The 19,365-nt window shown below is 70.1% G+C and carries 17 protein-coding genes; 15 read left to right on the plus strand and 2 right to left on the minus strand.

The window, feature by feature from the left end; all coding sequences use genetic code 11:
* Positions 1–292 precede the first annotated feature (292 nt).
* The 8 genes from rplU (at position 293) to ACZ418_RS02305 (ending at position 10,708) form a co-directional block, all read left to right on the plus strand.
* Entirely contained in the window at positions 293–613 is a 321-nt protein-coding gene (gene rplU, locus ACZ418_RS02270; RefSeq protein WP_009188585.1) for a 50S ribosomal protein L21, read from the plus strand.
* A 14-nt stretch (positions 614–627) separates the two neighbouring features.
* Positions 628–882 (plus strand): 50S ribosomal protein L27, encoded by a 255-nt coding sequence (rpmA, locus tag ACZ418_RS02275; RefSeq protein WP_023550764.1) that lies wholly within the window; start codon positions 628–630, stop codon positions 880–882.
* A 144-nt stretch (positions 883–1,026) separates the two neighbouring features.
* Positions 1,027–2,475, plus strand: a complete 1,449-nt coding sequence (obgE, locus tag ACZ418_RS02280; RefSeq protein ID WP_468355595.1) for a GTPase ObgE — start codon at positions 1,027–1,029, stop codon at positions 2,473–2,475.
* 166 nt (positions 2,476–2,641) lie between these two features.
* Entirely contained in the window at positions 2,642–4,063 is a 1,422-nt protein-coding gene (locus ACZ418_RS02285; RefSeq protein WP_468355597.1) for an integrin alpha, read from the plus strand.
* A 331-nt stretch (positions 4,064–4,394) separates the two neighbouring features.
* A complete protein-coding gene (locus tag ACZ418_RS02290; protein WP_468355599.1) occupies positions 4,395–5,000 on the plus strand; it encodes a hypothetical protein in 606 nt (201 codons plus the stop codon).
* Between the two features lie 423 nt (positions 5,001–5,423).
* On the plus strand, positions 5,424–6,920 hold the full coding sequence (locus ACZ418_RS02295) for a D-ribitol-5-phosphate cytidylyltransferase (protein WP_468355601.1): 1,497 nt from the start codon (positions 5,424–5,426) through the stop codon (positions 6,918–6,920).
* 165 nt (positions 6,921–7,085) lie between these two features.
* Entirely contained in the window at positions 7,086–9,203 is a 2,118-nt protein-coding gene (locus ACZ418_RS02300) for a hypothetical protein (protein ID WP_468356857.1), read from the plus strand.
* Between the two features lie 299 nt (positions 9,204–9,502).
* Positions 9,503–10,708, plus strand: coding sequence for a glycosyltransferase family 2 protein (locus ACZ418_RS02305; RefSeq protein ID WP_468355604.1), 1,206 nt, complete (start codon positions 9,503–9,505; stop codon positions 10,706–10,708).
* A 370-nt stretch (positions 10,709–11,078) separates the two neighbouring features.
* Here ACZ418_RS02305 and ACZ418_RS02310 read toward each other — a convergent pair whose 3' ends face one another.
* A complete protein-coding gene (locus tag ACZ418_RS02310) occupies positions 11,079–12,476 on the minus strand; it encodes a polysaccharide pyruvyl transferase family protein (protein WP_468355607.1) in 1,398 nt (465 codons plus the stop codon).
* Between the two features lie 223 nt (positions 12,477–12,699).
* Between ACZ418_RS02310 and proB the strand changes: the two genes are divergently transcribed.
* From proB to ACZ418_RS02335, 5 genes are all read left to right on the plus strand, one after another.
* Complete coding sequence (proB, locus tag ACZ418_RS02315; protein WP_468356860.1) at positions 12,700–13,806, plus strand: glutamate 5-kinase; 1,107 nt, start codon at positions 12,700–12,702, stop codon at positions 13,804–13,806.
* 133 nt (positions 13,807–13,939) lie between these two features.
* Complete coding sequence (locus ACZ418_RS02320; protein WP_468355610.1) at positions 13,940–14,365, plus strand: hypothetical protein; 426 nt, start codon at positions 13,940–13,942, stop codon at positions 14,363–14,365.
* A 72-nt stretch (positions 14,366–14,437) separates the two neighbouring features.
* On the plus strand, positions 14,438–15,724 hold the full coding sequence (locus ACZ418_RS02325) for a glutamate-5-semialdehyde dehydrogenase (protein ID WP_468355613.1): 1,287 nt from the start codon (positions 14,438–14,440) through the stop codon (positions 15,722–15,724).
* 120 nt (positions 15,725–15,844) lie between these two features.
* Positions 15,845–16,411, plus strand: coding sequence for an SCO2584 family spore wall biosynthesis protein (locus tag ACZ418_RS02330; protein WP_468355616.1), 567 nt, complete (start codon positions 15,845–15,847; stop codon positions 16,409–16,411).
* A gap of 89 nt (positions 16,412–16,500) precedes the next feature.
* Complete coding sequence (locus ACZ418_RS02335; protein ID WP_468355619.1) at positions 16,501–17,574, plus strand: SCO2583 family membrane protein; 1,074 nt, start codon at positions 16,501–16,503, stop codon at positions 17,572–17,574.
* Between the two features lie 129 nt (positions 17,575–17,703).
* On the opposite strand, the gene ACZ418_RS02340 is transcribed toward ACZ418_RS02335, so the two are convergent.
* Complete coding sequence (locus tag ACZ418_RS02340) at positions 17,704–18,792, minus strand: M48 family metallopeptidase (protein WP_468355622.1); 1,089 nt, start codon at positions 18,790–18,792, stop codon at positions 17,704–17,706.
* 100 nt (positions 18,793–18,892) lie between these two features.
* Between ACZ418_RS02340 and ACZ418_RS02345 the strand changes: the two genes are divergently transcribed.
* Both ACZ418_RS02345 and ACZ418_RS02350 read left to right on the plus strand, forming a co-directional pair.
* A complete protein-coding gene (locus tag ACZ418_RS02345; protein ID WP_468355625.1) occupies positions 18,893–19,054 on the plus strand; it encodes a hypothetical protein in 162 nt (53 codons plus the stop codon).
* Positions 19,055–19,174: 120 nt separating this feature from the next.
* Positions 19,175–19,330: a hypothetical protein gene (locus ACZ418_RS02350; RefSeq protein ID WP_330340003.1), complete on the plus strand. Its 156-nt coding sequence runs from the start codon at positions 19,175–19,177 to the stop codon at positions 19,328–19,330.
* Positions 19,331–19,365: the final 35 nt, after the last annotated feature.

The following is a 19,365-nucleotide window of genomic DNA, read 5'->3' on the forward strand; positions in this document are numbered from 1 at the left end:
TTGGGGAAAAAGAAAACAACCATGGTCGCCTCTGCTTGGGACCCCCACAAAGAGGGCGGATCCCGGGGGTGGGGGCCCGGTCCCTGGACCCCCCCCCACACCCACCGGGGCCCGGTTTGACCCTCCAGGTCATGGCCCCGTAACCTTGACCGTCGGCGTGTCCACTGAACATGCCACATCCCCGTAAACCTCTTCCTCCCGGGCACAAGGTTGGCCGGGAGAGGTCGTCCGTGGTGTTTCTGGGCGGCTGGCCTGCGGGGGTGCCGTTTCTTCGAGCGAAAGAGAGATCCGCGTGTACGCCATCGTGCGCAGCGGTGGTCGCCAGCACAAGGTTGCTGTCGGCGACATCGTTGAGGTTGACAAGATTTCCACCGCCAAGGTTGGCGACACGGTCGAGCTCTCGACCCTGCTCGTTGTCGACGGCGACGCTGTGACCAGCGACCCGTGGGTGCTGGCCGGCATCAAGGTCCAGGCCGAGGTCGTGGACCACCACAAGGGCCAGAAGATCGACATTCTGCGCTACAAGAACAAGACCGGCTACCGCCGTCGGCAGGGCCACCGCCAGCAGTACACGGCGATCAAGGTCACGTCGATCCCCACGGCTGCGAAGTAAGGGACTGAGGAGACATGGCACACAAGAAGGGCGCATCGTCCACCCGGAACGGTCGCGACTCCAACGCCCAGCGGCTCGGCGTGAAGCGCTTCGGCGGTCAGGTCGTGAACGCTGGTGAGATCCTGGTCCGTCAGCGCGGCACCCACTTCCACCCCGGCGCCGGTGTCGGCCGTGGCGGCGACGACACGCTGTTCGCCCTGCAGGCCGGTGCGGTGGAGTTCGGTACCCACCGCGGCCGCAAGGTCGTGAACATCGTTCCGGTCGCCTGAGTCATCTGATCAACGGCTGATTCAGCACCGAACGCTTTCGCGAGGCGGACCTCACTTCCCGGTCGGGAAGGCGGGTCCGCCTTTCGCGTGTTGACCACTGTGTCGACGACGAGACATACCCGTACTTTCTGGAGGCACTGAACCATGACCACCTTCGTGGACCGCGTCGAACTGCATGTCGCCGCGGGTAACGGAGGTCACGGCTGTGCCTCCGTACACCGCGAGAAGTTCAAGCCGCTCGGCGGCCCGGACGGCGGCAACGGCGGCCGCGGCGGTGACGTGATCCTCACCGTCGACCAGTCGGTGACGACACTTCTCGACTACCACCACTCCCCGCACCGCAAGGCCACCAACGGCAAGCCCGGCGAGGGCGGCAACCGCTCCGGCAAGGACGGCCAGGACCTCGTCCTGCCGGTGCCGGACGGCACGGTCGTGCTGGACAAGGCCGGCAACGTGCTCGCCGACCTGGTCGGCCACGGCACCTCGTACATCGCCGCGCAGGGCGGCCGCGGCGGTCTCGGCAACGCGGCGCTGGCCTCCGCCCGCCGCAAGGCGCCCGGTTTCGCGCTGCTCGGCGAGCCCGGGGACCTGCACGACATCGTCCTGGAGCTGAAGACCGTCGCCGACGTGGCGCTGGTCGGCTACCCGAGCGCCGGCAAGTCCTCGCTGATCTCCGTGCTCAGCGCGGCCAAGCCGAAGATCGCCGACTATCCCTTCACGACCCTGGTGCCGAACCTCGGTGTCGTGACGGCCGGTTCGACCGTCTACACCATCGCCGACGTGCCGGGTCTGATTCCGGGCGCCAGCCAGGGCAAGGGCCTGGGCCTGGAGTTCCTGCGGCACGTGGAGCGGTGCAGCGTGCTGGTGCACGTGCTGGACACCGCGACCCTGGAGTCCGAGCGCGACCCGGTCTCCGACCTCGACGTCATCGAGGAGGAGCTGCGCCAGTACGGCGGCCTGGACAACCGGCCCCGGCTCGTCGTCCTGAACAAGGTCGACGTGCCCGACGGCAAGGACCTCGCCGAGATGGTCCGCCCCGACCTGGAGGCCCGCGGCTACCGCGTCTTCGAGGTGTCGGCGGTCGCCCACATCGGGCTGCGCGAGCTGTCGTTCGCGCTCGGTGAGCTGGTCGCCAAGGCACGCGCGGCGAAGCCGAAGGAGGAGGCGACCCGGATCGTCATCCGGCCCAAGGCCGTCGACGACGCCGGTTTCACCGTCACCCGCGAGGAGGTCGGCGGCGAGCCGCTGTTCCGGGTGCGCGGCGAGAAGCCCGAGCGCTGGGTCCGTCAGACCGACTTCAACAACGACGAGGCCGTCGGCTATCTCGCCGACCGGCTGGGCCGCCTCGGCGTGGAAGAGGAGCTGATGAAGGCGGGCGCCCGGGCCGGCGACGGCGTCGCCATCGGTCCCGAGGAGAACGCGGTCGTCTTCGACTGGGAGCCGACGGTCATGGCCGGCGCGGAGATGCTGGGCCGCCGCGGCGAGGACCACCGCTTCGACGCGCCGCGGCCCGCGGCGCAGCGCCGCCGGGACAAGCAGGCGGAGCGGGACGAGGCTCTGCGCGAGTACGACGAGTTCGACCCCTTCGAGTAAGGCTCGGTCAAGCGCGGGACGGGCTGTTGAAATGAACGTCGGACAAACATCCCGCACACTCCAGAGCAACCCCGTCCCGGCCCGGTGAGTCGAACCGTGCGGCGTGGAGAGGTACTTGAGCCTCGCCACGCCGCATTTCTCTGTCTCCACGACTCCCGGAGCCGACGTGTCCCAGTCGTCCCAGTCCCGTTCCTTCCGCCGGTGCACGCTCGCGATCGCCACCGGTGTCGCGCTGGCCGCCGCCGGTGCCCTGCCGGCCCTCGCCGCGAATGCCGCCGCGCAGCAGTCCGTCCGGCAGTTGCGCGCCGACTTCAACGACGACGGCTACGAGGACCTGGCGGTCGGCGCGCCGTACGCCACCGTGGGCGGCAAGACCCACGCGGGCTATGTGGCGGTGCTGTACGGGTCCCCCAAGGGGCTCTCGGCGAAGAAGGTGTACACGCAGGCGTCCCCCGGCATACCCGGCGCCGTGGAGCAGGGCGACCTGTTCGGCTCCCGGCTGGTCACGGCCGACCTGGACGGTGACGGGTACGGCGATCTGCTCGTCGAGTCCGGGGGCGAGCGCTGGAGCCAGGGCGGCATCGGCCGGCAGGGCAGCCGGACCGTGCTGTGGGGCGGTCCGCAGGGTCTCGGCTCCGGCACCCTGCTGCCCGCCGAGGGCACCGGCATCTGGCAGGCGCCGACAACCGTCGCCGGTGACTTCGACGGCGACGGCCACCTGGATCTGGCGCACAACGGCCGGGTGCTGTTCGGCCCGTTCGGGCGGGACGGCCGCCCCGCGGGCGCACAGGAGGGCGCGGACTTCGTCGACGGCGACCTGAACACGGTCGCGACGGCGGTCGGGGAGACCGACGGCGACGGCATCGACGACCTCGTGACGCTGGCCCGCACCTACGACCCGGACGACGAGGGCCACTACGGCACCTACGTGTACTACGCGCGCGGAAGCCGGGACGGGCTGCGCGCGCCGGTGCGGCTGGACGCCCTGACCGGGCCCAGTGCCGACACCGTGGCCCTCGGCGACCTCGACGGCGACCACCGCGCGGATCTCGTCGTCGGCGGGGAGTACCTGCGGATCGTCTACGCGGGCAGCCAGGGCCTCGGCCAGGGTGCGCCCCAGGTGATCACCCAGGACACGCCCGGGGTGCCCGGTATCCAGGAGGCCGGGGACGAGTTCGGCCGGTCCGTGTCCGTCCGGGACGTCGACGGCGACGGCTACGGCGACATCCTCGCGGGCATCCCGTACGAGGACTTCGGCCGGGTGACGAACGCCGGCACCTTCGCCCTCGTACCGGGTGGCCCCTCGGGGGCGACCGGCGCAGGGACCAGAGGGTTCAGCCAGGACGGCACGGGCGTACCGGGGACCGCCGAGTCGGGGGACGTGTTCGGGGCCACCACATACCTGGTGGACGGCAACGGCGACGGCAGGGCCGAGCCGGTGGTCGGCGCGCCGGGGGAGGACTCCGGCGCCGGCGCGTTCTGGGTGTTCCCGGGCCGTACGACCGCCCAGGGCTCCTACGCGGTCACCGCCCGCACCCTCGGCACGACCGCCTCCGGCGCGGGGCTCGCCACCGACTTCCCCGACTGACCCGCCCGGCTTCGGCCGGTGACCGACCTGCCGTCAGACGCCTGGGACCGCAGGAGCCCGGGACCTATCGCGGTCCCAGGCTCCGCTCAGCCCCGCCTCAGGTGAGGCTCTTACCGTCCCTCAACCATGGAGACGGCCTGTACGACAACCCCCGCACCCCTGCCCCCGGGCACCCACCTGCTGCACATCGGCCCGCACAAGACCGGGACCACCGCCATCCAGGGTGCCCTCTTCGCGGCCAGGGACCGCATGGCGGAACACGGCGTCGCGTTCCCCGCGCACACCCCGCATCCCATGGAAGCCGCCCTCGCCGCCTGCGCCCCGGCCCGCGATGACGGGCGACACCGTGCCCACCGACCGGCACCGGCGGCGGCTGCTGGACCAGGTGGCGGCCACCGGCGGACTCACCTCGGTGATCAGCAGGGAGTTCTTCGCCGACGCCCAGGGCGACGGGACGATCGCCCGGATCGTGGAGCAGCTCGGCGGCGACCGCGTGCACGTGCTGGTGACACTGCGTCCCCTGGCGAAGATCATGCCCTCGCAGTGGCAGCAGTACGTGCAGAACGGCCTGCGCATGGGCTATGCGGACCGGCTGGAGCACATGCTCCGCAGGCCGCCGTACGAGAAGCCCAATCCGAGCTTCTGGCACCGGCACCGGCACGACCGGCTGGTCGAGCGCTGGACGCGGGCGGTCGGTCCGGAGCGGGTGACCGTGGTCGTGGTGGACGACCGTGACCGCGGCGGTCTGCTGCGCACCTTCGAGGCGCTGCTCGGGCTGCCGGAGAATCTCCTTGGGCCCGTCCCGACGCCGCTAATCGGTCTCTTACCCTCGCCGAGACCGAAATGCTGCGGAATCTTAATGTCGAATTCCGCGGCAATGGACTGCCGGACGAGCTTTATTCCCGTCTTGTCCGGGGCGGCGCCGTGCTCCACATGAAGAATGCGTGCCCTCCCGAGCCGGGGGACGTGAAGATCGTGACCCCGCGCTGGGCGGTCGAGCGGGTGGCCTCGATCGGCGCCGAGTCGGCCGGGCGGATCGCCGCGCTGGGTGTGCGGGCAGGCCTTCGTGCGGACCGTGCACCAGACGTCGTCGAGGGAACTCGTGCGGGTCCTCGGGCACCGCTGTCTGAAGCGGCTCGGGCGGCGCTGAACCGCGTCCGCTCATGACTCCGTGACGGACCTGTGGACTTACTCACAGCAAATTCACGGGCGTTCGCCAGGTTCCGGACCCAATCACCAGGGGTGCAAGGTGAATGACAGGTTGCGCTCACATATGCATGGGATGTCACTCACCTTGCACTGCGCTTACCTAAAGTGGGACCATTTCGCAGTTCCCTGTCGCCCCAAGGTAGGTCAGCCTGTGTCCCAGCACATAGCCAAGCCCCGAACCACCGCAGTGATCCTCGCCGGTGGCACCGGCCAGCGGGTGGGTCTGTCGATCCCCAAGCAGCTGCTGAAGATCGCCGGCAAGGCAGTCATCGAGCACACCCTGACCACCTTCGAGAAGGCGGACTCGATCGACGACGTCATCGTGCTGATGGCGCCGGGCTATGTCCCGGACGTCGAGAAGATCGTGGCCAAGGCCGGCTTCACCAAGGTGAAGAAGATCATCGAGGGCGGCTCGACGCGGAACGAGACCACCGAGCGCGCCATCTCCGCGCTGCGCGAGGGCCTGGCCGAGGGCGAGGACCTCAACGTCCTCTTCCACGACGCCGTACGCCCCCTGCTCTCGCAGCGCGTCATCGACGACTGCGTGGCCGCGCTGGAGCGTTACCAGGCCGTGGACGTGGCCATCCCGTCCGCGGACACCATCATCGTCACGCGCACGCACGGCGGGGACGGCGAGTTCATCACCGAGATCCCGGACCGCTCCCGGCTGCGCCGCGGCCAGACCCCGCAGGCCTTCAAGCTGTCCACGATCCGCCGGGCCTACGAGGTCGCCGCCGGCGACCCCAACTTCCAGGCCACGGACGACTGTTCCGTCGTGCTCAAGTACCTGCCGGACGTGCCGATCCACGTCGTCGCGGGTGACGAGTACAACATGAAGGTGACCCAGCCGGTCGACGTCTTCATCGCCGACAAGCTGTTCCAGCTGGCCTCCACCGCCGCGCCCGAGCAGGTCGGCGAGGAGGCCTACCGCGACCTGCTCACCGGCAAGACGCTCGTCATCTTCGGCGGCTCCTACGGCATCGGCAAGGACATCGCCGAACTCGCCGAGTCCTACGGCGCGAACGTCTACGCACTGGGCCGCTCCACCACCGGCACCCACGTGGAGAACCCGGAGGAGGTCGACGACGCGCTGTCCAAGGCGTACGCGGAGACCGGCCGGATCGACTACGTCGTCAACACCGCGGGCGTGCTGCGCATCGGCAAGCTCGCCGAGACCGACAACGCCACCATCGAGGAGGCGCTGAAGGTCAACTACCTGGCCCCGGTGCAGATCGCCCGTTCCAGCTACAAGTACCTCGCCGAGACCAACGGCCAGCTGCTGCTGTACACCTCCAGCAGCTACACCCGCGGCCGCGCCGAGTACTCCCTGTACTCCTCCACCAAGGCCGCCATGGTGAACCTCACCCAGGCGCTGTCCGACGAGTGGGCCGGCGACGGCATCCGCGTCAACTGCATCAACCCCGAGCGCACCGCCACCCCGATGCGCACCAAGGCCTTCGGCCAGGAGCCCGCGGGCTCGCTGCTCTCCTCCGAGGCCGTGGCCCGCACCTCGCTGGACGTGCTCCTGTCGGAGCTGACCGGCCATGTCATCGACGTCCGTCAGCAGGACCCGACGGCGGGCGCCGCCAAGGCCTCCGGTTTCGAGCAGGCGCTGGCCACTGTTCTGGACCGCCAGGACAGCATGTAATAATTCGTCAATAGCTTTTAGGAATTTCAGGCCTCTGCCGTCGCTCATTAACCGGGCGTTAGCAGAGGCCTGAATCCGTACATCTCTCACCACCCCCCGCGAACCGGCACTCCCCCTCCCAGAGCAGGTTTCTCCGTGATATCCACCGCTATTCGCGTCGCCCGGGTGGGCAGCGCGGCCGAGTTGACCGCGGCGGCCCTCATGATCCTGGGCTTCCCGGCGCTCATGCTGGCCGCGCTCGCCCCGAGCGTTCCCGCCTTCGCGGCCCTGGCCGCCGTGACGTACCTGGCGGATCACTATCTGCACCGCAAGGGCAGCTATCTGATCAACCGCCTCAGCAAGATCCGGGCGGGTCTGTCGATCCGCTTCCTGATCCGGCAGCTGCTGCTGATCCTGCTGCTGGCCCGCCTGTCGCACGCGGACGACCTGATCTTCTACGGCGCCGTCGCCTGCTTCATCGCCTTCTACGGCCTCCAGGCCCCGCACGGCGCGCTGGTCACCCTCATCCGAAACCGCCGCCGGATGCCGGTCGCCACCCGCAACATCGACCTGAAGTCGCGCATCCGCATCCCGGACGCCCCGCCGCGCCGGCTGCTGCACCGCAGCGCGGAGAAGATGCTCCACCTGGACCTGTTCGCGATGACCGGCATCCTGGTCTCGGCCGGGCAGGACTCGCCCGCCGCCCCGGGCTTCGCCGGCGTCGGCCTCACCGTCGGCCTCGGCGTCCTGTACGTCCTCGTGCTCGTGCCGTACGTGCGCGGCCGGAAGATCCCGCCGAAGGCCGAGGTCGTCCTCGCCGCCGTCGACGACTGGCTGGCCGGCTACAAGCCCGAGACGGTCCTGTACTTCTCCGGCTCCAAGGACTCCGCGTACCAGGTCAACATGTGGCTGGAGACGATGGAGCAGCTGGACACCCGGCCGCTGATCATCCTCCGCGAGCGGGCCATCCTGAACAACCTCGCGCCGACCACGGTCCCCGTCATCTGCGTGCCCGGAGGGGTGCACCTGATGAACCTGGACCTGTCGACCGTCCGCGTAGCCCTGTACGCCGCGAACGTCGGCAAGAACATCCACCTGCTGCGCGTGCCCACCATGAAGCACGTCTTCATCGGCCATGGCGACAGCGACAAGCTCGCCAGCGTCAATCCGTACAGCAAGGTCTACGACGAGGTGTGGACCGCCGGGCGCGCCGGCCGTGACCGCTACGCCATCGCCGACGTCGGTGTCCGCGACGACGACATCGTGGAGGTCGGCCGTCCGCAGCTCGCCCCCATCCAGACCTGGCAGGGCGTGCCCGACGGGCCCCGCGACGGAGCCGCTGACGGACGCTGCCCGACCGTGCTGTACGCGCCCACCTGGGAGGGCTGGGACGGCAACCCCGGCAACACCTCGATCGTGCTCGCCGGCGAGAACATCGTGAAGAAGCTGGTGAAGGCCGACCCGCCGGTCCGCGTCCTGTACAAGCCGCACCCGTTCACCGGCACCGTCAGCAAGGAGGCCGGCGCCGCGCACAAGCGGATCACCGCGCTGGTGGAGAAGGCCGCCGCCGAGCGTGCCGCCGACTCCCGCTTCACCGCCGACGGCAAGGCGCTCGCCCAGGCCAAGGCCGAGCTGACCCGGATCGAGGCCCGGCTCGCCGAGCTGGCCGCGGTCGGCGGCGACAAGGGCGACGAGGCCGAGGCCACCCGGGACGGCGTCGTCGACGTGGCCAAGCACGCGGAGATCGCCCGGCTGCGCACCGAGTGGAACACCGCCTACTGGCGCTCCTTCCCGTCGTACGAGCACCGCGTCATCACCGGCGCCGAGCCGCGCCTGTACGACTGCTTCAACGTCTCCGACGCGATGGTCTCCGACATCTCCTCCGTGGTCTCCGACTTCATCGCGAGCGGCAAGCCGTACGCGGTCACCGACTCCGGGGAGCTCGGTCACGAGGAGTTCAGGCGGCAGAACACGGCGGTGCGTGCCGCGGTGATCCTGTCCAACGACGCGCGCGAGCTGGGCGGGCTGCTGGACGCCGTGCGCGATCCGTCGGCCGACCCGCTGACGGAGGCCCGCAAGGAGCTCAAGCGCTATCTGCTGGGCCCGGACGAGCCGAAGTCCATCGACCAGTTCAACCACGCGGTGGCCGAGCTGGCCCTCAAGGCCGAGGCCCGAAACGTCGGCCAGCAGTCCCGGCTGGGCGCCGCGAGCGCGGACCCCGCCGAGGCCGCCGAGCTGACCAACGCGGTCCCCGGCCAGCGGACCACGTCCGCCGGCGACCAGGACGGTGTGAACGCGGGCTGACACCTTCACTGCCGGCGAGGGCCGGCCCCGGGATCGCTCCCGGGGCCGGCCCTCGCCGTTGTGCGGAATCCGTTGTTCAGGTTTCTTACGGGCGCTCTTACTCCGGCCGCCGACCGACGGTGAGCAACTCTTACCGACCCTACGTACTGTCGGGTGAAGACCCGGGCACCGGTGTGACCTGCACCACTGATCACCCCGTGCGGGGCAACCGCTCCCATGAGATGCCTGTCTTACAGGTTGCCATTGCGGCAATACGGGGAAAATTCGCTTTTGGTAAGTAAGGGGAAAGTGTGACCGTCGTGACGCAGCCTGATGTGAGCGTGATCATCGGGGCGTACGAAGCGATGCCGTACCTGGTCGAGTGCCTGGCGTCGGTCGAGGCCCAGACCATCGACCCGGCACGCCTCGAGGTCATCGCGGTCGACGACGGCTCGACGGACGGCACCGGCGAGTACCTGGAGGAGTTCGCCGCCCGCGCCCCCATGCGCGTCACCGTCATCCGCCAGGAGAACTCCGGCGGCCCCAGCGGTCCCCGCAATGTCGGCCTCGGCAGGGCGGCCGGCCGGTTCGTGTTCTTCCTCGACGCCGACGACCGGCTCGGCCCCGAGGCCCTTGAGCGCATGGTCGCCATGGCCGACGAGAACGGCACGGACGTGGTGCTCGGCAAGGTCGAGGGCATCAACCGCATTCCGCCGAAGTCCATGTGGGGCAAGACCCTCGGCCGTACCGACGTCTTCTCCTCCAACATCAAGTTCACGCTGAGCGCGCAGAAGCTGTTCCGCCGCGAGCTGCTGGACAAGCACGGCATGCGGTTCGACGAGTCGCTGTTCACCGGCGAGGACGCCCTGTTCACCATGGAGGCGTACCTGCGTGCGGACGGCGTCTCGGTCCTCGCCGACTACACCTGCTACTACCTGGTCGGCCGCGACGACGGCAAGCACGTCACCAAGAGCGGCAGCTACACCCTGCGCTTCGACTCCGCGCGGTCCCTGATGGCGCTGATCGCCGACATGGTCCCGGCCGGCGACAAGCGGGACCTGCTCATGGTCCGGCCCTTCCTCATCACCCTGCTGCCGCAGTTCGGACCGAAGTTCCTCAAGAACAGCGAGAAGGTCCGCCGGCACAAGTTCGAGCTGGCCAAGCCGCTGATAGACGCCTACTGGACGCCCGGAGTGGCCCGGCGGATGAAGGTGCACGAGCGGCTGCTTCTGCACCTGGTCGCCCTGCAGCGAGCCGATCTGCTGCTGGACGTCGTGGAGTTCGTCAAGACGAAGAAGGAGCCGGCCGCGATCCTGGAGAAGCGCGGCACCCGCGTCTACCTCGCCTACCCGCACTTCCGCTCGAAGACGGCCGGCATCCCGGACGACATCTACCTCGCCGCACCCCGCGAGGCCCGCGCCGTCCACGGCTACCGCGAGGCAGCCGCCAACTCCTTCCTGCGCCGGGTGCTCCGCAAGGTACGGCGGACGCTGTCGGCGAAGAACTTCAAGCCGGCGGCGGCCTGACGGGCCCGTACACACGCCGCTGCCGGCCTTTTTTGGGGGCGCTTGAGGGGCCGGGGGTTGTTTCTGCGGGGTTTGTGTGGCGGCGGGCTGAGCGGCGGGTTCGCTTCTGGCGGGTTTGTGTGAGGCGGCCTCAGTGGCGGGTTCGCTTTTGGCAGGTCCGCGTGGGCCTGCTTGAGCGGCTCGGTTCGCTCGCCGCTTACGGCGGACTGTGGGTGGGGCCCGCGTGGTCCGGCTCGGCTTTCCGGCCTGTGTGCGGTGGTCCAGGCGGCCGGGACTGTGCGGCACAGCGGTCCGGTGGCCCGGCTCGCTGCTGTGTGGCCGTATGCGCGGCCGGGCTCGTTGCTGTGTGGCGGTCCGCGCGGACCGAGCCCTACTGCTTGCCCGACTGCAGTGCCCGGCGCAGCGGGCGGCCCACCACGCGGCGGGCGCGGCGGTAGACGGACGCGGCGGGCGCGGGGGAGGTGCCCTGCGCCCTGCGCGACCGGGCCAGCTCCTTGCGCAACCTCGCGTTGTCCTGGGCCAGTTCGCTGACCTGGGTGTGCAGCCAGCCGAACCGGCTGCTGAGCGAGGCGAGGTCGGTGTCGTTCCACGGCCGGATGCCCGGCGGGAAGGACAGCGACCGCAACCGCTCCTCGAAGGCGGCGCCGCCGTCGCCGTGCGTGAAGGTGTTCCGCAGCCCGTTCCTGTCCAGGAAGCCGACGAACCGGTCGAACCGCTCCCGGTGGTGGCCCACCAGGCCGCCGAGATCCGCCTCCTCGTACAGCCGGGCCGGATCCGCCGCCTGCGGATCCGTGACCGCCTTGTCCAGTCGCTGGTGCGGGATCTCGAAGTACCGGCACAGCTCCAGCGTGCGCGAGTCGCCGCACAGCACGGTCGCGGGCGTCCCCGCCAGCAGCGCCGCGATGTTGCCGTGGATGCGCGAGCCGAAGGAGAAGTCGAAGCCGCGCAGATCGTCGATCCAGGTGACCGGGTCGACGTACACCCGCACCTTGTCCTCTCGGTACATCGGGTGGTCCGGGTGCGTCGGCATGGCGGTCACCCGGGAGTTGGGGTCCGTGAGGTCCCGCCAGTGCAACTGCCGTGCGTCGCTGAGGTTCTGGCCGATGAACCGCAGGTTCGGATACCGCGCGTGGGTACGGCCGATGATCCGGTCCAGGCCCTGCTTCTGCACCGCGCTGTGCGAGCCGTTGACCGCGATCCGCGACTCGGCACCCAGCACCGGCACCCGCTTGCGGACGTCGAGTTCGGAGCCGTACAGGAACATCGACGGGCAGCCGATGACCTCCACGTCATGGAAGCCCATGTCCCGCAGGTACTGCTCGGTGAACTCGCCCCGGACGCCGATCGACGCGCTGCGCTCCAGCACCGCCGCGCAGAACTCACGCACCGACTGCTCCATCGGCTTCAGCCGGGCCGGGTTGTAGCTCACTCCCGTCTGCGCGCCGACGCCCAGCACCACGACCGGGATCCGGAGCTTGTCGATCAGCCGGGTCAGCCGCTTCAGGCGGCCCTCGAAGGACGGCCGGAAGGCGTTGGCCAGCGGGACGACGAACGCGTCGTACTCCTCGTTGATCCGGGCGGCCGCGGCCAGGTCCGTGCCGATGCCGTTGGAGACGACCTCGGTGTCCGGTGCCTCAAGGATCTTGTGCGCCGCGTCACTGAAGATCAGATTTCCCGAGTTGGTGGCGATGACGTCCCGGTGCAGGGCCTCCTCGACGGACAGGACGTCGTACGGGCTCTTGCCCGATCGCAGCAGAATGCGCTTCACGATCTTCAACTTATGTTTGGACGAGCTTTAATTTCTATACGCAACCAGTACAACCTTTTTGCCATACGCAGATCGTGAAGGAACGGCTACGGACCGCGTGTCCGGAGGCTGGACCGGTGGGCGAGGGTCGATCCACTTCGCGTAGATTGCCGCTCAGGCAGCCGGAACAGCGCGCGGGCAAAAGAGGGGAACAGAGGGCAAGGTGGCAAGGGCAAGGCAGGCCGTGGGTGAGGCCCGCAGGATCGTCGTCAAGGTGGGCTCCTCGTCGCTGACCACCGCCGCCGGCGGTCTGGACGCCGACCGCGTCGACGCGCTGGTCGACGTGCTGGCCAAGAGCCGCAGCGGGGGAGAGCGGGAGGTCGTCCTCGTCTCCTCCGGCGCCATCGCCGCCGGCCTCGCCCCGCTCGGTCTGCGCCGCCGCCCCAAGGACCTCGCCCGGCAGCAGGCCGCCGCCAGCGTCGGCCAGGGCCTGCTCGTCGCCCGCTACACCGCCTCCTTCGCCCGCTACGGCGTCCGCGTCGGCCAAGTCCTGCTCACCTCCGACGACATGAGCCGCCGCGCCCACCACCGCAACGCCTCCCGCACCCTCGACAAGCTCCTCGCGATGGGCGCCCTCCCGATCGTCAACGAGAACGACACGGTCGCCACCGACGAGATCCGCTTCGGCGACAACGACCGCCTCGCCGCCCTCGTCGCCCACCTCGTCCACGCCGATCTGCTCGTCCTCCTCTCCGACGTCGACGGCGTCTACGACGGCGACCCCAGCAAGCCCGGCACCTCGCGGATAGCCGAGGTGAAGGGGCCGGAGGACCTCGCGGGCGTCGACATCGGCAGCGCGGGCAAGGCCGGCGTGGGCACCGGCGGGATGGTCACCAAGGTCGAGGCCGCCCGGATCGCGGCCGCGGCCGGCATCCCCGTGGTCCTCACCAGCGCCGTGCACGCGGCCGACGCCTTGAGCGGCGGCGACACCGGCACCTACTTCCACCCCACCGGCAAGCGCTCCGCCGACCGGCTCCTGTGGCTCCAGCACGCCTCCACCCCGCAAGGCGCGCTGATCCTGGACGACGGGGCGGTGGACGCCGTCGTGAAGCGGCGCACGTCGCTGCTGCCCGCTGGAATCGCCTCCGTGGAGGGCGAGTTCAGCGCCGGCGACCCCGTCGAACTGCGCGACACGACGGGGCGCGCGGTGGCCCGTGGGCTCGTCAACTTCGACGCCAAGGAGATCCCCCGGCTGATCGGGCGCTCGACCCGTGAACTGGCCCGGGAACTCGGCCCGGCGTACGAACGCGAGGTCGTACACAGGGACGACCTGGTGCTCTTGCACGCATAAAACGGGACGTAACGACAGCCCCCGGTGGGGGACGTTCCGTAAAACCGCCCCGCGGTGCCGTAGGGCCTGCTCAACTTTGTCTCAGAGAGACGTTCCGAGACACGTCCCCGAGCAGTGGGTGAAGGAGGCCGTCGTGAGACGAGTGCGCCCTGGGGTGGCCACCCGCGGTGCCCTGACGAGCGTCACGGCCGGTGACACCTATGAGGAGCCCAAGGACATGCCCCGGCTCTGGCACGTCACTCTCAGCGTCTCCGGCCCGGACGTCCCCCTCACCGATCTGCGGCGGGCCCTGGAACAGCTGGCCCACGACCACCCCTTCCTGCTGACCAGCCGGTATGCGAGCGACCACGCGGAGATCCGGTACTGGGAGGAGGCCCGTGACCTGCATGACGCCGCCGCCGTCGCCCTGCGCCTGTGGGGCGAGCACCGGCAGACCGCCGGACTGCCCCCGTGGGAGATCGTCGGCCTGGAGGTCATCGACCGCGAGACCTATCACCAGCGCATCGCCGAGGGCTACGGCCCGCCGCCCGCGACACCGGTGGGAGTCCATCCCTTTTGATCCCTCCTGAGACCGTGTCTCGGGGTTTGGGATGAGCGGTGACCGGCACCTGCCGCGCACTACCCTTCCTTCATGACCACGCTCTCGCCGTACGACTCGATGTCCCCGGTCACCCAGGCCGCCTACCGGGCCAAGGCCGCCGCCGCCGACCTCGCGCCGCTCCCGCGGGCCGTGAAGGACGACGCGCTGCTCGCCATCGCCGACGCGCTGGAGGTCCGGACCGCCGAGATTGTCGAGGCCAACGCTCACGACGTGGCCAAGGCCAGGGAGAACGGCACCAGCGAGGCCATCGTCGACCGGCTCACCCTCACCCCCGAGCGGGTCCGCGCCATCGCCTCCGACGTCCGCGACGTGGCGAAGCTGCCCGACCCGGTCGGCGAGATCGTCCGCGGCTCCACCCTCCCCAACGGCATCGACCTGCGTCAGGTCCGCGTCCCGCTCGGCGTCGTCGGCATCATCTACGAGGCCCGCCCCAACGTCACCGTGGACGCCGCCGCCCTCTGTCTGAAGTCCGGCAACGCCGTCCTGCTGCGCGGCTCCGCCTCCGCCTACGCGTCCAACACCGCCCTCGTCCGCGTCATCCGGGACGCCGTCGGCGGCGCCGGGCTGCCCGCCGACGCCGTCCAGCTGGTGCCGGGGGAGAGCCGCGAGAGCGTGCGCGAGCTGATGCGCGCCCGGGGCCTCGTCGACGTGCTGATCCCGCGGGGCGGCGCCTCCCTCATCCAGACCGTGGTGAGCGAGTCCACCGTCCCCGTCATCGAGACCGGCACCGGCAACTGCCACGTCTACGTCGACGCCCACGCCGACCTCGACATGGCCATCGACATCCTGATCAACTCCAAGGCCCAGCGGGTCAGCGTCTGCAACGCCGCCGAGACCCTCCTCGTCCACCAGGACATCGCCCCGGTGTTCCTGCCGCGCGCCCTCGACGCCCTCGCCGAGGCCGGCGTCACCGTGCACGCCGACGAGCGGGTGATGGCCTACGCCAAGGACTCCAAGGCGACGGTGGTGGAGGCCGTGGCCGAGGACTGGGAGACGGAGTACCTCTCCTACGACATCGCCGCCGCGGTCGTCGACTCCCTGGACAAGGCCGTGGAGCACATCCGGCTGTGGACCTCCGGCCACACCGAGGCCATCGTCACCACCTCCCAGCAGGCCGCCCGCCGCTTCACCCAGCTGGTCGACTCCACCACCGTCGCCGTGAACGCCTCCACCCGCTTCACCGACGGCGGCCAGTTCGGCTTCGGCGCCGAGATCGGCATCTCCACCCAGAAGCTGCACGCCCGCGGACCGATGGGCCTGCCGGAGCTGACCAGCACGAAGTACATCGTCACCGGTGACGGCCACGTGCGCCCCTGAGACTCACCCGTTCGGCCGTACGCCCCGCGCGTCGTGGCGGCGGCCGAAACGGCGTCTCACCAGTCAGACGAATTTCCATACCGTCTGCCCAAATTGACCCCCCAGGTCTACTCTGGATGCGTGCCGGAGGACGTGGGGGGCACGCCGTTCCCTGACGGCTGGGAGCCCGACGACGACCACGACCACGGGGTGTCGGACGAAGAGTTCGCCTCCGTGGTCTTCGACGAGGCCTTTGTGCAGGCGGCCACGGTTCATGAGCCGACCGCCGTCGAGCGCCTCCTTGCCGCCGCACAGGCCAGAGCCGAGGCCTCCGACGCGGAGGCCCGCCGCGCCCACGCCCGAGGCGAGCACTACGACGACGCCTACGGCCCCGAGGGGACCGATTTCGGCCAAGATCCGGACGACGACGAGCTGGAGGACACCTACGTCCTCGGCGACCGCCACTTCGGGGGATACGGCAAGCAGGTCCGCTGGCACCGTCCCGTGGCCTGGGTGCTGGCCGTCGTGATGGGCATCGGCATGGTCGCCCTGGCCTTCGCCGCCGTCTACCGCGGCGGCTCCGCCGGCACCCGTGACGGGATCCCCACGCCCGCCCCGCCGGGCCTGGAACAGGGCAGCGCCGCCGCGCCCTCCGTCTCCGCCGACACCGCCCAGCCGGCGGCCTCGGCCATCCCGCGCTCCCCCTGAACGCCCCCGCCCGGTCTTGGTGAGCACCTGTCAGAAGTTGTCGTGTAGCAGGGCGTTTACCTGAGGCCTACGCGACCTACTCTGAAAGTATGGGCGGGCCTGGAGACCCACCGGAGGGCACACCCGAGGGCGGCCCCGGAGGTGGCGAGGACGAGTACCGATCCGTCGTGTTCGACGAGTCGTTCGTCCGTGCTGCGCGCCTCCAGGAGTACTCTGCCGAGGAGCGGATGGCCGACCACGCGCCCGCCGTGCGCCGCCGTCCGCCCCTGCACCGCGGACTCACCCGGCAGGCCCTGATCCTGGTCCTGCTGATCGCCGTCGCCTTCGGCACCGCGATCTACATGGGCGTCCGCCACCCCTACGGCTCCCCGGAGACCCGGCGCCCCGTCGAACCCCTGCGGATGACGGTGATCCCGCTCGCACCCACGGGCAAGGTGCCCGGCACCGCCGACGCCGAGAGCCTGTACGCGCACAGCCCCGCCGCCTCGTACGACGTCGGCGCCGAGGGCATACCGCTGCCGGCCGCCCGCAGCACCGCCCACTTCTCCGACAGTCAGGTGGTGACCGCGCTCACCACCGCCAAGGACTACATAGTCCGCTCCTCGCTCGATCCCGAGGTGCTGACCGGCCGCCAGGTAAGCCCTGTCCGGTCCCTCATCGACGCCGACCAGCTCGGCCAGTTCGACCAGAGCTTCGACCACCCGGCGGCGGACGGCCGGCACGCCCCCACCGGCTGGCTGGTCCGTCTCGACCCCTCCCGCGTCCAGCTCGCCGCCGACGGACCGACCCGCGTCCAGGGCAACCTCCAGGCCGTCGAGAGCGACGCGGCCACGCTGGAGGTCACCGCCGACCACACCTTCGTCTACGCCCTGCGCCGCTCCGGTGCCGCGGCGGGCGCGCCCGCGTCCCTGTTCACCGTCCGCCGCGAGGTGACCTTCCGCTTCACCCGCGACGATCTGCGCACGCACCAGGTCCAGCTGGTCACGTCCTACGTCCAGGCGGGCCCGCTCGCCTGCGCCGAGGACTCCACGGCCTACCTCCGCCCCCTCCTGGCCGGCCAGACGGCTCACACCGGCGGCCCCGCGGGCACCGACCCCTACGAGACGGACAGCCCTACGGCCCTGTGCGGGACGCTGGCCGCTGGGGCTGAGCCGAAGGTGTGAGCCGGGGGTCGCCGGACTGGGGAGGGTACGGCGCCGCCGGATTCCGCCGCCGTGGCTCACAACGTTGCGGCGGGAAGGACACCTCGGGGCAAGCGGAGCCTGTGCGGGTGCCGCTGTGGCGGGCTGGTGTCACCCCTCCTGAGGGGCGTCCGCCGCGCCTCCCTTCGACGGGGGCGGGCTGCGGAAGCCGTCGAAGCCACGGCGGACCCGGCCGCCCAGGTCGCCCGCGCCGCCCGCGAGGTCCGAGACCAGCTTCATCAGCGGGTCCTTGGAGGTCTTCACATCGCTCGCGTAGCTGGCCGCCGACTCACGGAAGGAGTCGCTGACCGAGGTGTCCTTGTCCTGGTCGCGCCGCGGGTAGTGGCCGTCCATGATCCGCTGGAAGTCACGGGACTCGGCCCACTTCTTCAGCTCGGCCGCGCGGATCGTGGCGAAGGGGTGCGAGCGGGGCAGCACGTTCAGGATCTTCAGCACCGAGTCGCGCAGATCGCCCCCGGACTCGTACTCCTCGGCCTGCTCCAGGAACGCGTCCACGTTCATCTCGTGCAGATGGTTGCCGCCCGCGATCTTCATCAGACCGCGCATCGAGGCCCGGACATCCTGCCCCGCCAGCAGACCCGCCCGGTCCGCGGACAGCTCCGACTTGCGGAACCACTCCCGCAGCGCCGTCACGAGCGCCATGATCGCGAGGTTGCCCAGCGGAATCCAGGCCACCCTCAGCGCGAGGGTGGTCAGGAACAGCAGGATCGTGCGGTACACCGAGTGACCGGACAGCGCATGTCCCACCTCGTGCCCGACGACCGCCCGCATCTCCTCCTCGTCGAGGAGCTCCACGAGCCCCGTGGTGACCACGATGATCGGCTCGTCCAGGCCGATGCACATCGCGTTCGGCTGCGGGTCCTGGTTGACGTACATCGGCGGGACCTTCTCCAGGTCCAGGATGTAACAGGCGTCCAGCAGCATGTCGTGCAGGTGCTGGAACTGCCGCTCGGAGACCCGCACCGAGTCGGACAGGAACAGCAGTCTCAGGCTCCGCTCGGGCAGCAGCCCGCTGAGCGCCTTGAAAACGGTGTCGAATCCGCTCAGCTTGCGCAGCGCGACCAGGGCCGAGCGGTCGGCCGGATGCTCGTAGGCACGCGAGGAGATCCCCGGGAAGCGCCTGCGCTGCCTGCTCGGCACGCGCTCGTGCCCCGTCTGCTGCTGGCCGTCGTCGGACATGTCTTCCCCCATGTGCGTGTGAGTCCACTGTGCCCCCGAAGCGGAGCCCAGCCTAGGCGGAGATACCGTGGACGGGCAGTACAGCCGAAGGAGTCCCCTCATGGACCACCCCACAGCCGCCTGGCTGACCGATGCCGCCGCGAGCGCCGTCCAGCAGCACGGGTCGGGCAATCTGCTCCGTATCGTCCTGGTCGTGATGGTCCTGGGCTGTGCACTGACCGCCTGGTTCCTGCTGAGCGGCTACAAACGGAAAGACGACTGACAGCTCGCGAAAGTTCCCCGCGCGGGCCTGACGGCGGAGTCGGCGTGATCGCCGCCAGGTCCCCCGCATACGATGAGCCGACATCTTTATCCCGCCCACACGCGTTAGGTCCTGCCGAAGATGAGCCTTCCCAGCACCGCAGCCCACTTGGTCACCCTTGCCGAAGCCGAGGGCGGCCACCACAACAGCCTCAACCCCGCGGTCACCGGAGGCAGCGCCCTCGCCATCCTGCTGCTCCTGCTGTGGATCACCACCCGCTTCAACCGCGACCGCTGAGCGGGGACCCCGTCCCCGGCCGGACGCTTGGGGCC

This window comes from Streptomyces sp. NPDC030820, from assembly GCF_055572075.1.

Coding starts and splice junctions, on each gene's coding strand:
- rpmA (WP_023550764.1), top strand. CDS start 628: ATGGCACACAAGAAGGGCGCATCGTCCACCCGGAACGGTCGCGACTCC.
- obgE (WP_468355595.1), top strand. CDS start 1,027: ATGACCACCTTCGTGGACCGCGTCGAACTGCATGTCGCCGCGGGTAAC.
- ACZ418_RS02290 (WP_468355599.1), top strand. CDS start 4,395: ATGACGGGCGACACCGTGCCCACCGACCGGCACCGGCGGCGGCTGCTG.
- ACZ418_RS02325 (WP_468355613.1), top strand. CDS start 14,438: ATGACCACGCTCTCGCCGTACGACTCGATGTCCCCGGTCACCCAGGCC.
- ACZ418_RS02335 (WP_468355619.1), top strand. CDS start 16,501: ATGGGCGGGCCTGGAGACCCACCGGAGGGCACACCCGAGGGCGGCCCC.
- ACZ418_RS02340 (WP_468355622.1), bottom strand. CDS start 18,792: ATGTCCGACGACGGCCAGCAGCAGACGGGGCACGAGCGCGTGCCGAGC.
- ACZ418_RS02345 (WP_468355625.1), top strand. CDS start 18,893: ATGGACCACCCCACAGCCGCCTGGCTGACCGATGCCGCCGCGAGCGCC.
- ACZ418_RS02350 (WP_330340003.1), top strand. CDS start 19,175: ATGAGCCTTCCCAGCACCGCAGCCCACTTGGTCACCCTTGCCGAAGCC.